The sequence below is a fragment of the Roseiflexus castenholzii DSM 13941 genome (genome assembly GCF_000017805.1).
Taxonomy (GTDB): domain Bacteria; phylum Chloroflexota; class Chloroflexia; order Chloroflexales; family Roseiflexaceae; genus Roseiflexus; species Roseiflexus castenholzii.
The window spans coordinates 4,737,163-4,750,001 of the sequence record NC_009767.1 but is presented as its reverse complement, the minus strand read 5'-3'; the positions used below and the strand labels follow the sequence as shown (position 1 = coordinate 4,750,001).

The 12,839-nt window shown below is 65.0% G+C and carries 7 protein-coding genes; 2 read left to right on the top strand and 5 right to left on the bottom strand.

Annotation, left to right across the window (positions count from 1 at the left end; genetic code table 11):
- Nucleotides 1-20: 20 nt before the first annotated feature.
- Both RCAS_RS18835 and RCAS_RS18830 read left to right on the top strand, forming a co-directional pair.
- Nucleotides 21-1,211: an NAD(P)/FAD-dependent oxidoreductase gene (locus RCAS_RS18835; RefSeq protein WP_012122105.1), complete on the top strand. Its 1,191-nt coding sequence runs from the start codon at nt 21-23 to the stop codon at nt 1,209-1,211.
- Nucleotides 1,212-2,177: 966 nt separating this feature from the next.
- The gene (locus RCAS_RS18830; RefSeq protein WP_012122104.1) at nt 2,178-3,644 is read left to right on the top strand and encodes an MBL fold metallo-hydrolase; all 1,467 of its coding nucleotides are present in this window, start codon (nt 2,178-2,180) and stop codon (nt 3,642-3,644) included.
- Between the two features lie 776 nt (nt 3,645-4,420).
- Here RCAS_RS18830 and RCAS_RS25345 read toward each other — a convergent pair.
- The 5 genes from RCAS_RS25345 to RCAS_RS18795 form a co-directional block, all read right to left on the bottom strand.
- The gene (locus RCAS_RS25345; protein WP_157042700.1) at nt 4,421-4,939 is read right to left on the bottom strand and encodes a hypothetical protein; all 519 of its coding nucleotides are present in this window, start codon (nt 4,937-4,939) and stop codon (nt 4,421-4,423) included.
- A 129-nt stretch (nt 4,940-5,068) separates the two neighbouring features.
- Nucleotides 5,069-5,758 (bottom strand): hypothetical protein, encoded by a 690-nt coding sequence (locus RCAS_RS18820; RefSeq protein WP_041331103.1) that lies wholly within the window; start codon nt 5,756-5,758, stop codon nt 5,069-5,071.
- Between the two features lie 2,545 nt (nt 5,759-8,303).
- Complete coding sequence (locus RCAS_RS18810) at nt 8,304-9,062, bottom strand: SH3 domain-containing protein (protein WP_232280063.1); 759 nt, start codon at nt 9,060-9,062, stop codon at nt 8,304-8,306.
- A gap of 870 nt (nt 9,063-9,932) precedes the next feature.
- Nucleotides 9,933-11,150, bottom strand: coding sequence for an AmmeMemoRadiSam system protein B (gene amrB / locus RCAS_RS18800; RefSeq protein WP_012122101.1), 1,218 nt, complete (start codon nt 11,148-11,150; stop codon nt 9,933-9,935).
- A complete protein-coding gene (locus RCAS_RS18795; RefSeq protein ID WP_012122100.1) occupies nt 11,134-12,327 on the bottom strand; it encodes a DegT/DnrJ/EryC1/StrS family aminotransferase in 1,194 nt (397 codons plus the stop codon). The genes amrB and RCAS_RS18795 overlap by 17 nt, the downstream gene beginning before the upstream one ends.
- Nucleotides 12,328-12,839 lie beyond the last annotated feature (512 nt).

The window sequence follows — 12,839 nt, the reverse complement described above, 5'->3', positions numbered from 1 at the left end:
AGCGCCTGAAGGAGGCATCAATGCAACGCCATTATCCTGTTGTGATCGCTGGCGGCGGCACTGCCGGACTGACCGTCGCTGCTCAATTGGTCAACGTTCTCGATCCCTCCCGCATTGCTCTTATCGAACCAAACGATCGTCACTTCTACCAACCGCTCTGGACGCTGGTCGGCGGCGGCGTCTTTCCCAAGGAAGAGTCGATGCGTGATGAGGCGGAGTTCATTCCGGCTGGCGTAACCTGGATCCAGGAGTATGTCAGCGCCTTCGATCCGGATCAGAATCGGGTGGCGCTCAAGAATGGCGATGCGCTGACCTACGACTATCTGGTTGTGGCACTTGGCATTCAGATCGATTGGGATAAAATCAAGGGATTGCGAGAGGCGCTGGCGGAGCGCAACGGCGTGTGCAGCAACTACTCCTACGAAACGGTTGATCGCACATGGGAGAATATCCGTTCGTTCCGGGGCGGCGTTGCAGTGTTCACGCAACCGTCAACGCCGATCAAGTGTGGCGGTGCGCCGCAGAAGATCGCCTACCTTGCCGATGATCACTTCCGCCGCGCCGGTGTGCGCTCCAGGAGCGCGATCAAGTTCTTCTCCGGGACCGGCGGCATCTTTTCGGTCAAAAAATATGCCGACGCCCTCACCGCCGTATGCCGACGGAAAGGGATCGAGACGCACTTCCAGCACGAACTGGTCGAAATCAACCATCGCCAGAAAGAGGCGGTCTTCCAGAGCCTCGCAAGTGGCGAGCGTGTTTCGGTTCGGTATGATATGATCCATGTGACGCCGCCGATGAGTAGCCCTGATGTGATTAAGCAGAGCAAACTGGCGGCTTCGACCGGTTGGGTGGAGGTTGACCAGTTCTCGTTGCAGCACGTCCGCTACTCGAATGTGTTCGCCCTCGGCGATTGCAGCAACCTGCCGACGTCGAAAACCGGCGCGGCTATCCGCAAGCAGGCGCCGGTTGTGGTCGAGAATCTCGTCGCTGCGATGGAAGGACGACCGCTCGAATCGGTCTACGATGGCTACACCTCCTGCCCGCTGGTCACCGGCTACGGCAGCCTGATCCTGGCTGAGTTCGACTATCAATTGATGCCAAAGGAGTCGTTTCCGTTCGATCAATCGCGCGAGCGGTATAGCATGTATGCGCTGAAAGCCTACGGCTTGCCCGCCATGTACTGGAATGGCATGTTGCGCGGACGCATGTAATACCAATGACGATTGAAGATGCCGCCTTCGTGTCATTCCGAGCGCAGCGAGGAATCTGACCGAGCGCAGCGACGTGTCATTCCGAGCGTAGCGATGTGTCATTCCGAGCGTAGCGAGGAATCTGAACGGGTCGCGCCAGACCCCTCGCGCGGCGCAGGGCGACAAGAGATGCCGCCTTCGGGTCATTCCGAGCGCAGCGAGGAATCTGACCGAGCGCAGCGATGTGTCATTCCGAGCGTAGCGATGTGTCATTCCGAGCGTAGCGATGTGTCATTCCGAGCGTAGCGAGGAATCTGAACGGGACGCGCCAGACCCCTCGCGCGGCGCGGGGCGACAAGAGATGCCGCCTTCGGGTCATTCCGAGCGCAGCGAGGAATCTGACCGCGCGCAGCGCGGAATCGGAGCGGGACGCGCCAGACCCCTCGCGCGGCGCGGGGTGACAATGCCGGATGGTCACAGGATTCTTGTCATTCCGAGCGCAGCGCGGAATCTGAGCGGGTCGGGCACGACCCCTCGCTTTGCTCGGGGTGACCGTGCCGGATGGTCACAGGATTCTTGTCATTCCGAGCCCTTCGCTTCGCTCAGGGTAAACGCAGCGAGGAATCTGACCGCGCGCAGTGCGGAATCTGCGCGGGTCGCGCCAGACCCCTCGCGCGGCTCGGGGTGACCATGCCGGAAGGTCACAGGATTCTTGTCATTCCGAGCCCTTCGCTTCGCTCAGGGTAAACGCAGCGCGGAATCTGACCGCGCGCAGTGCGGAATCTGCGCGGGTCGCGCCAGACCCCTCGCGCTGCTCGGGGTGACCGTGCCGGATGGTCACAGGATTCTTGTCATTCCGAGCGCAGCGCGGAATCTGACCGCGCGCAGCGCGGAATCGGAGCGGGACGCGCCAGACCCCTCGCGCGGCGCGGGGTGACAATGCCGGATGGTCACAGGGAATTGGTATAAACCATCAAGGAGGATGTCATGATCTTTCGTCAGTTCCTCAATGAGGCGATCTCTGCGGCGTCGTATCTGATCGGATGTGTGCAGAGCGGCGAGAGTGCCGTGGTCGATCCGGGTCTGCCGCCGGAAGAGTATTTGATGGCGGCTGCCGATAAAGGCTTGCGCATTACGGCAATTATCGAGACGCACTTCCATGCCGACTATTTCTCGACCGGTCGGGCGCTGGCGGCGTTGACGGGTGCGCCGATTTATGCGCCCAGTCGTGACGATATCGAAAATGAGATTACCGGCGCATCGGTCCACTACCCGCACATACGTGTGCGCGACGGTGATGAAATCCGCATCGGCAATATCATTCTGCGGGCGATCCATACTCCCGGACACACGCCGGAGCATATGGCGTATGCGGTCATCGATACGCCACGCGCCGGCGAACCATGGATGGTTCTGACCGGCGATTCGCTGTTCGTTAACGATGTGGCGCGCACCGATCTGGTCAATCTGCCGCTTGCAGGACCTGAGGTGATCTATCAGAGCATGCAGCGACTGCTGGAACTGCCAGATTACTGCGAAATCTATCCAGCGCACTATGGCGGCTCGGCATGCGGCGGCAAGCAGATGAGCGGCAAGCCGGTCAGCACTATCGGGTTCGAGCGACGGTTCAACTGGCTGTTGCAGGCGCGTGATGCGCAGGAGTTTGTTGCGCTCGGTGGGGTTGTGCCACGCGAAGCGGTTGAGTCGGTGCTCATTCACCGCAATACGAACCGGGGGGTGCTGCCGCTCCCCGCCGAAGCCACCCGCGCGGCGATCCATCACCGTCATCACCACGCTGAGGCGCCAGCCCTGTCTCTCCAGCAGGCGTATGAAGCAATCCAGAGGGGCGCAGTCCTTGTTGACCTGCGACCGGCGCTGGCGTTTGCCGGAGGTTATCCGGCCGGTGCGGTCAATATTACGTTCAACAAGAGTAACATGGTGGAACGCGCCAGACTGCTCCTCGGAACCGGTACACCGCTGGCGTTCATCGGCGACATCCCGCTGTTGGCGCAGGAAACGGCAAACCTGTTTATTGAGGAGGGGTTCAACATTGTCGGGTATGTTCAAGAACCGGTCAGCGCCTGGCTGTCGAGCGGTCTGCCGGTCGAGCGGATCGCCGTGGGCGACCTGGATGCGCTCCATCACCACGTGCAGAACGGCGACGCTGTCATCCTGGATGTGCGTGAACCGTTCGAGTGGGAGAAAGGGGTGATCCCGAACGGCAGCGTCGATGTGCGTCTGATTTCGCTCGGAGAGATTCGGCAACGTTGGCGTGAATTGCCCACCGACCGCACGATTGTGACGGTGTGCGAAAGCGGGACGCGCGCCAGCGCCGTCGCCAGTTTCTTGAAACGGATGGGGTTTTCGGACCTTGTCAATATTGCGCCCCAGGGGATGAGCGACTATGTGAAGCGGTACGAAACGGTTCGTCCAGAATTGGCGATGACGACGTGACGCTGCGGGCTGAAGCCCTGGCTCAGATCGTGCAAGCCCCTGCGGGGCTGCGGTCGCGTGACGCTGTGGGCTGACGCCCTGGCTCAGGTCGTGCAAGCCCCTGCGGGGCTGTGGCGTGGTGCGACGCTGCGGGCTGAAGCCCCGGCTCAGGTCGTGCAAGCCCCTGCGGGGCTGTGGGGTGGTGCGTGACGCTGCGGGCTGAAGCCCCGGCTCAGGTCGTGCAAGCCCCTGCGGGGCTGTGGGGTGGTGCGTGACGCTGCGGGCTGGAAGCCCTGGCTCAGATCGTGCAAGCCCCTGCGGGGCTGTGGCGTGGTGCGACGCTGCGGGCTGAAGCCCTGGCTCAGATCGTGCAAGCCCCTGCGGGGCTGTGGTCGCGCGACGCTGTGGGCTGAAGCCCTGGCTCAGGTCGTGCAAGCCCCTGCGGGGCTGTGGCGTCGCGTGACGCTGTGGGCTGACGCCCTGGCTCAGGTCGTGCAAGCCCCTGCGGGGCTGCGGTCGCGTGACGCTGCGGGCTGAAGCCCCGGCTCAGGTCGTGCAAGCCCCTGCGGGGCTGCGGTCGCGTGACGCTGCGGGCTGACGCCCTGGCTCAGATCGTGCAAGCCCCTGCGGGGCTGTGGCGTGGTGCGACGCTGCGGGCTGACGCCCTGGCTCAGGTCGTGCAAGCCCCTGCGGGGCTGCGGTCGCGTGACGCTGCGGGCTGACGCCCTGGCTCAGATCGTGCAAGCCCCTGCGGGGCTGTGGGGTGGTGCGTGACGCTGCGGGCTGGAAGCCCTGGCTCAGGTCGTGCAAGCCCCTGCGGGGCTGTGGGGTGGTGCGTGACGCTGCGGGCTGAAGCCCTGGCTCAGATCGTGCAAGCCCCTGCGGGGCTGTGGCGTGGTGCGACGCTGCGGGCTGACGCCCTGGCTCAGGTCGTGCAAGCCCCTGCGGGGCTGTGGCGTGGTGCGACGCTGCGGGCTGACGCCCTGGCTCAGGTCGTGCAAGCCCCTGCGGGGCTGTGGCGTGGTGCGACGCTGCGGGCTGACGCCCTGGCTCAGGTCGTGCAAGCCCCTGCGGGGCTGTGGCGTGGTGCGACGCTGCGGGCTGACGCCCTGGCTCAGATCGTGCAAGCCCCTGCGGGGCTGTGGCGTGGTGCGACGCTGCGGGCTGACGCCCTGGCTCAGGTCGTGCAAGCCCCTGCGGGGCTGTGGCGTGGTGCGACGCTGCGGGCTGACGCCCTGGCTCAGGTCGTGCAAGCCCCTGCGGGGCTGTGGCGTGGTGCGACGCTGCGGGCTGACGCCCTGGCTCAGATCGTGCAAGCCCCTGCGGGGCTGTGGGGTGGTGCGTGACGCTGCGGGCTGATGATCCTTAAAGAATTAAGTCCGGTAGATAAACCGACATAGCACAGGCGGTCGGCGGAACCGCCAGCGAAACGGGTGAGAACGCGATCAACCTCTGCGCGCAGCCGGGGGAGATCGCCCGCCCAGCGCGGCAGGGGGGCACGGTTTGCCGCATCTGGCGCCCCAGCTTCTCGACTCGGATGACCCCACGAGGCATACGTCGGCCACGGCGCCAGCTGGATCGGTCACTGCCACCGGACCCCTTTTTCGGCTTGCCGCCGCGCTCGGTTTGGTGGACCAATGGCTGAGACGATAGCACGGAGCGGGCGTGGGGTGCGGTTCCCAGACCACCAGCCGATCGGGATGGGGATGCTCCGTCCAGGGATCGTGCCCGACGTCGATGCACGCGACCGCCAAATCGGTGGCACGCAGAGCCTGAGCGCACAGCGCCAACGTCGGCGCCGTGCTGCGGGTGGCGCGCCGAACACCGACCTGGACCGTGCGCCCATCCAGTGTAGCGCCCACCCGCGCCAGCGTGGTAGCGCGCTGACGGAGATAGGCGCGCACCTGATCGTCGCCGCGCACCGCATCGGCGGTGGTCAGGGTGGGTTGGCGCGCGATCGGAACGGCATCGAGAAACCCCAGGCGGCTACGCTCAGGGGCGGCGTGCAGCCGGACCAGGAGGACCGCAATGACCGCCCGTTGGTCATCATCCTCCGGAGCAGGACTGCGTCTGCTGGCGCGGGTCCGCTTCCAGACGACATGAAGCCGATCCCGGATGGTGTGGACGCCGGGCAACGCGCGGGATGGTCCCCCCGTGCAGGATGGGCGGATGCCCGCCAGGGTCCAGCGGGGCTGATCCGGACCGCCGGTGCGCGGGGCACGCTGAAGCCGAATGCGGCCCCTCCGTCTGCGCCGCGTCCAGCGTTGGGGGCTGAGGGGGAAAGGCGGGCGTGCTCCCACGTCCATTGCGAATGGCGCGTCCGTCGACCCCTTCCGCCAACCAGCGGTTGCGCCGAACAGAGACGGGAGCGGGGTCGCGGAGCCGGCACAGGCCGGAACGTGCGACGACCGCCGGACGCCTGCCATCGGCGATGGTGAGCCGCGCGGCGGCCCGTGTACGCAGATAGGGCTGCGGTGCACGGTCGCGCAAGGCGTGTACCGCGCGACGTTCCTCAGCGGAGCGAACCAGCGTGCGGGGTGGGGGCATCTCAACCTCGCGCTCTGCCGAATCGCTCATTCTCTGAGCTGCGGGCTAAAGCCCTCGCTCAGGACCTGGAAGCCCCGGAGGGGCTTGCACGAACTCAGCGCGGGCTTCAAGCCCGACCCGTGCGGCTGAGCCGCACGTTCTCTGAGTTGCGGGCTGACGCCCGTGCGCAGGACCTGGAAGCCCCAACGGGGCTTTCACGAACTCAGCGAGGGCTTCAGCCCGCAGTGCCGCTAAGACCTGGAAGCCCCGCAGGGGCTTGCACGAACTCAGCGCGGGCTTCAAGCCCGACCCGTGCGGCTGAGCCGCACGTTCTCTGAGCTGCGGGCTAAAGCCCTTGCTCAGGACATGGAAGCCCCGCAGGGGCTTGCACGAACTCAGCGCGGGCTTCAAGCCCGACCCGTGCGGCTGAGCCGCACGTTCTCTGAGCTGCGGGCTAAAGCCCTTGCTCAGGACATGGAAGCCCCGCAGGGGCTTGCACGAACTCAGCAAGGGCTTTAGCCCGCAGTGCCGCGAATGCGCAACCTGGCGACGCAGGTTGACTGGATTGAATTCTAGATCTTCATCAGCCCGCGCGCAGGACATCGAAGCCCCGGAGGGGCGTTCACGAACTCAGCAAGGGCTTTAGCCTGACCCGTGCGGCTGAGCCGCACGTTCTCTGAGCTGCGGGCTAAAGCCCTTGCTCAGGACATGGAAGCCCCGCAGGGGCTTGCACGAACTCAGCAAGGGCTTTAGCCCGCAGTGCCGCTAAGACCTGGAAGCCCCAACGGGGCTTTCACGAACTCAGCGAGGGCTTCAGCCCGCAGCGCCGCTAAGACCTGGAAGCCCCGCAGGGGCTTTCACGAACTCAGCGCGGGCTTCAAGCCCGACCCGTGCGGCTGAGCCGCACGTTCTCTGAGCTGCGGGCTAACGCCCTTGCTCAGGACATGGAAGCCCCGCAGGGGCTTGCACGAACTCAGCAAGGGCTTTAGCCCGCAGTGCCGCTAAGACCTGGAAGCCCCGCAGGGGCTTTCACGAACTCAGCGAGGGCTTTAGCCCGACCCGTGCGGCTGAGCCGCACGTTCTCTGAGCTGCGGGCTAAAGCCCTTGCTCAGGACCTGGAAGCCCCGGAGGGGCTTGCACGAACTCAGCGCGGGCTTCAAGCCCGACCCGTGCGGCTGAGCCGCACGTTCTCTGAGCTGCGGGCTAAAGCCCTTGCTCAGGACATGGAAGCCCCGCAGGGGCTTGCACGAACTCAGCAAGGGCTTTAGCCCGCAGTGCCGCGAATGCGCAACCTGGCGACGCAGGTTGACTGGATTGAATTCTAGATCTTCATCAGCCCGCGCGCAGGACCTGGAAGCCCCGCAGGGGCTTTCACGAACTCAGCAAGGGCTTCAGCCCGCAGCGCCGCTAAGACCTGGAAGCCCCAACGGGGCTTTCACGAACTCAGCAAGGGCTTCAGCCCGCAGCGCCGCTAAGACCTGGAAGCCCCGCAGGGGCGTTCACGAACTCAGCGCGGGCTTCAAGCCCGACCCGTGCGGCTGAGCCGCACGTTCTCTGAGCTGCGGGCTAACGCCCTTGCTCAGGACCTGGAAGCCCCAACGGGGCTTTCACGAACTCAGCGAGGGCTTCAGCCCGCAGCGCCGCTAAGACCTGGAAGCCCCGCAGGGGCTTTCACGAACTCAGCGAGGGCTTCAGCCCGCAGTGCCGCGAATGCGCAACCTGGCGGCGCAGGTTGACCGGATTGAATTCTTGATCTTCATCAGTCCGCGCGCAGGACATCGAAGCCCCGCAGGGGCTTTCACGAACTCAGCGAGGGCTTTGGCCCGCAGTGCCGCTAAGACCTGGAAGCCCCGGAGGGGCTTTCACGAACTCAGCGAGGGCTTTAGCCCGCAGTGCCGCTAAGACCTGGAAGCCCCGCAGAGGCTTTCACGAACTCAGCGAGGGCTTCAGCCCGCAGCGCCGCTAAGACCTGGAAGCCCCGCAGGGGCGTTCACGAACTCAGCGCGGGCTTCAGCCCGCAGTGCCGCGAATGCGCAACCTGGCGGCGCAGGTTGACCGGATTGAATTCTTGATCTTCATAAGCCCTTGCTGCGCGCGCCGTAAGCGTCGCTTGCGCTTCTGTAATGACAACGACGCGCAGTTTTCAACCAGGCGCTACGGCGTCCCGCCTGGCGGTGTTGGCAGTGCGATGTCGGGGTTGACCGGCACCAGCACGGCCGTCTCCGGCGGCACATTCAGCAGTGTGGCGCTGACCCAACCCGCCACGCCGCGCACGGTCAGCACCAGGTACCAGCGCCCGTTATCGCTGCGCCCCAATAATTGCACCTCTTCACCCTGGTTCACGCGGTCGATGGGTGTGGCGCTGACATTCGGATCGGCGCGCACATTGCCGGGGTTCGCTACTGTTCCGCGCAGCGACGACACAATCGGCACCGGTGGATACGTGGGAGTTGGCGTCGGCGATGGCGTCATATTCGCATCCGGCGTCGGCGACGCCACAGGCGTGGCAGTTGGTGTCGCGCTCGGAGTTGGCGTGTCGGTCGGTAGTGGCGCAGTCGGCAAGCCGGGGATCGGGGATGGTTGCAGATACAACGGTTCTTCCGTCGGTCCGGGGGTGTCGGTTGGCGCGGCTACGGTCGCCGTTAGCGATGGTGATAGGACGACAGGTGTGGTCGGCTCAGGCATGGTTACCGGGGGCAAAGGCGCTTCGGCAACCGTCGTTGCCGCGAGGGTCGGGGTCACTTCCGGCGATGGTTGTAGCGTCGCAGTGTCGGTAACCACCGGCGTAGTAGTATCAATCGGTGGCGTTGGTTGCTCGACGGCTGTCGGCGCGCCGCCGATCCCGGGCAGCGGGATGCCGCCGCATCCTGTAAGCGCCAGGATCAGAGCGATAACTCCAATAATGGATCGCATGTCCGACATATTACTTCCCTGGAGGGGTCAGGAAAACCTTCCCGTCCCACATCCGTCCACCTGCACCTCAGACCTTTGAGGTCGCGGCGACGTGTATCAAGAGGAGACGATCCTTTCCGCCAGCGGATTATTGCCTGGCATTGCGACAGAGGTGGAGCAGACCTCAAAGGTCGGGGACGTTCTCGCATTCAACCTTCCCACCCGCGCGCCTCGCGCCTCGCCCCTCTCGCCTCGCGCCTCCCACCTCGCGCCTCTCCCCTCGCACCTCACGCCTCACGCCTCGCGCCTCACGCCTCGCGCCTCGCGCCTCGCGCCTCGCGCCTCGCGCCTCACGCCTCGCGCCTCGCGCCTCGCACCTCACGCCTCACGCCGCGCGCCGCGCCACCAATGCGAGATACATCGCGCGCGACGCCATGGTCGGGCGCCGCGCGCCGCGCCACCAATGCGAGATACATCTCGCACGACGCTATTGCGAGATACATCTCGCGCGACGCCATTGCGAGATACATCGCGCGCGACGCCATGGTCGGGCGCCTCGCGCCTCGCCCCTCTCGCCTCGCGCCTCGCGCCTCACGCCTCGCACCTCACGCCTCACGCCTCACGCCTCGCATCTCTCCACAAATGCGAGATAAATCTCGCGCGACGCCATGGTCGGGTCCCTCGCCCCTCTCGCCTCGCGCCGCGCGCCTTGCTTCTCGCCACAAATGCGAGATAAATCTCGCGCTACGCCATTGTCGGGACCCTCTCGCCTCACCCCTCTCGCCTCTCGCCTCTCGCCTCTCGCCTCGCCACCAATGCGCGATACATCTCGCGCGACGCCATGGTCGGGTCCCTCGCCCCTCTCGCCTCTCGCCTCTCGCCTCGCGCCGCTCACCCAAACACCATCCCACAGATCGACACCACCGACGTTTCCTCGTCGTCTGCCGGGCATTGCGCATACGCCGTCAACTCACCTTCGACGGCGTCCATCAGACGCAGCGCCAGATATGTCGGCGGCAGTCCACAAATATTCTGGCGATCACCGGTTTCGGCAATGACGCGAAAGAAACCGGCAGCGTCGCCGGCGCGCATTCGGTCGATCACCAGTTCATCGGCGCGGCGCAACGCCTCTTTATCGGCGTTGCTCAACGGCGCTCCGCCAAATGCCGGTCCGACGTGCGACATATCGCCGGAGATGATTACCACAGCGTGTCGGGAGGCAATAATCCGACGCAGGGCTGTAATCAGCGCCTCGAAGCGCGGATCGGTCGCCGGGTCGTCGCCGTCCATATAGCGTGCAAATGAACCTGCCAAAATGGGAATAACCGGGCAAGGCGCATCTCCGCGTATGTATTGCAACCACACCGCTACCAGTTCGAGCGAGTGTTCGACACGGTGATACAATTCGCCCGCAAATGCAGCATCTTCGCCGATGGCTGCCGCCAATGCATCGACGACCGACGTATCGGTCGGCAGGACGCCGAGGGGCGTCGCATACCGCTGGCGTGTCAGCGTGACCGGTTCGGGGCTATAGTGATCGGTGCCGATCAGAAGAACGATTTCAGCAGCGCGCACCATCTCGGCGGCGCGCTGCCAGACCTGGGCATACACCCGACCGCCGCGCGCGTAATCGATATGCGGGCTGAGCACACCGCGACCGGTTGGCGGCGCCGGAGCGACCGGACCGACTGCGGCAATGAAATCATCGAGCAACCGGCGCAGTTCCGCCGGATCGGCGGGGTACGACTGTCCTGCCAGGGCTGGCGGGCGAAACGGCGCCGCGCGATACCGGGCAAGCGCCCGCGCGTGTTCTTCCCTGAAACGCAGATTGTCCAGCAGGAACGCTTCATCGAGCGCATCGACCAGACGATTGACCAGCGCACTATCAACCGGCACGCCGAGCATCGAGCGAAGTTTCCCGGCAATCGTCGCGCGGTGATGCTTGCCGTCGCAGAAGAGCAACGCTGGACCGAGTCCCTGCGAAATCACCAGGAAGCGGTCTGAAATCTGGAGCGGATCGCGCAGCAGCAACGACGGTTGCCCATCGTGCATCACCCGGCGAATATCGATAGCGCGCAGTTTGGGATACTGATCAGTGGACGACAGCATAGCGCAGTTCATCCCGATGGTCACGGATTTTGATAATGGCAGTCGCGACGTCATCCATTTCGTCGGGATCGGCGAGCAGCAGCCATTGCGGCAGCCAGATCGCCTCACGGCACGCCTGTTCGGCATTTGGGCATGCCTCTGCCCGGGCAAACGCCGCACCAAGCGACGCCTGTCGGTAGAGCGGGAAGGGATAGCCCGTCGAGCATGGAATGCCTTCCGCTTCGAGCGCCTGCTCGAACCGGTCGCGTGGCACGCCAAAGGCGCGTTCATCGTAGCGCACCATGTACAGATGGAAGGCGTGTCGGTCGGCGCGTTCGTCCCAGCGCATCGGCTGAATGCCCTCGACATCGGCGAAGAACGCATTCAGGCGGCGCGCGCATGCCATGCGCCGGTCGGTCTGTTCATCGAGACGTTCGAGTTGCGCCAGGAGAACGGCAGCCTGCCAGGCAGAGAGACGCATATTCGTGCCCAGATGTGGGTGCTCATACCAGGCGCCGCCGATAGCGCGCCCCTGATTGACGCGGCTGCGGATGGCATCGGCAAGCGCCCGGTTGTTCGTTGTCAGCGCGCCACCCTCGCCAGCCGTCATATTTTTGCTGCTCTGGAAACTGAACGACCCGACATCGCCGAGCGATCCGCACTTCCGACCGCGCCACGACGCGCCGTGCGCATGCGCGGCGTCTTCGATCAACAGCAGATGATGGCGCTGCGCCAGCGTCGTGAAGCGATCCATATCCGCAGCGTGACCCGCGAAATGCACCGGAATGATCGCGCGGGTGCGCGACGTAATTGCCGCCGCTGCTGCATCAGGGTCGAGGTTGTAGGTGTCCGCTTCGATATCGGCGAACACCGGGGTGGCGCCGACCAGCCGCACCGCTGATGCGGTAGCGATGAAGGTGTAGGGGGGAACAATCACCTCATCGCCGGGACCGATGCCCGCTGCCATGAGCGCCGCGACCAGCGTTTGCGTGCCGTTGACTGCGGCAATGCCGAATGCTGTATCGTGGTGCTGTGCAAAAGCGCGCTCAAACTCCTCCACAACCGGCGCGAACCCGCCCCAATCGTCGCTGCGGAGCACATCGAGCACCCGCTGCTCTTCACGCGCATCCCACTGCGGCCAGCGGGGCCAGGGGCGAGTGCGCACCGGTGAACCGCCATTGACTGCGAGGACTGCCATATGCCTCCCCGGCTACCGTCAGAACGCGAGAAAACGCCATTGCAAGGTAGCATAGCCGGGGAGAATTGTCAATCGACAGGAGTTATACCAATGACGCTTGACGATGCCGCCTTCGTGTCATTCCGAGCGCAGCGACGGGTCATTCCGAGCGCAGCGACGTGTCATTCCGAGCGCAGCGACGGGTCATTCCGAGCGCAGCGAGGAATCTGAACGGGACGCGCACGACCCCTCGCGCGGCGCAGGGTGACAAGAGATGCCGCAATCGGGTCATTCCGAGCGCAGCGACGGGTCATTCCGAGCGCAGCGACGGGTCATTCCGAGCGCAGCGAGGAATCTGAACGGGACGCGCACGACCCCTCGCGCGGCGCAGGGTGACAAGAGATGCCGCCTTCGTGTCATTCCGAGCGCAGCGAGGAATCTGACCGAGCGCAGCGCGGAATCTGAACGGGACGCGCACGACCCCTCGCGCGGCGCGGGGTGACAAGAGATGCCGCCTTCGGGTCATTCCGAGC

Bases quoted from the DNA above. Each gene is read 5' to 3' on its own strand.
- RCAS_RS18835 (WP_012122105.1), top strand. From the start codon at position 21: ATGCAACGCCATTATCCTGTTGTGATCGCTGGCGGCGGCACTGCCGGA.
- amrB (WP_012122101.1), bottom strand. From the start codon at position 11,150: ATGCTGTCGTCCACTGATCAGTATCCCAAACTGCGCGCTATCGATATT.
- RCAS_RS18795 (WP_012122100.1), bottom strand. From the start codon at position 12,327: ATGGCAGTCCTCGCAGTCAATGGCGGTTCACCGGTGCGCACTCGCCCC.
- RCAS_RS18830 (WP_012122104.1), top strand. From the start codon at position 2,178: ATGATCTTTCGTCAGTTCCTCAATGAGGCGATCTCTGCGGCGTCGTAT.
- RCAS_RS18810 (WP_232280063.1), bottom strand. From the start codon at position 9,062: ATGCGATCCATTATTGGAGTTATCGCTCTGATCCTGGCGCTTACAGGA.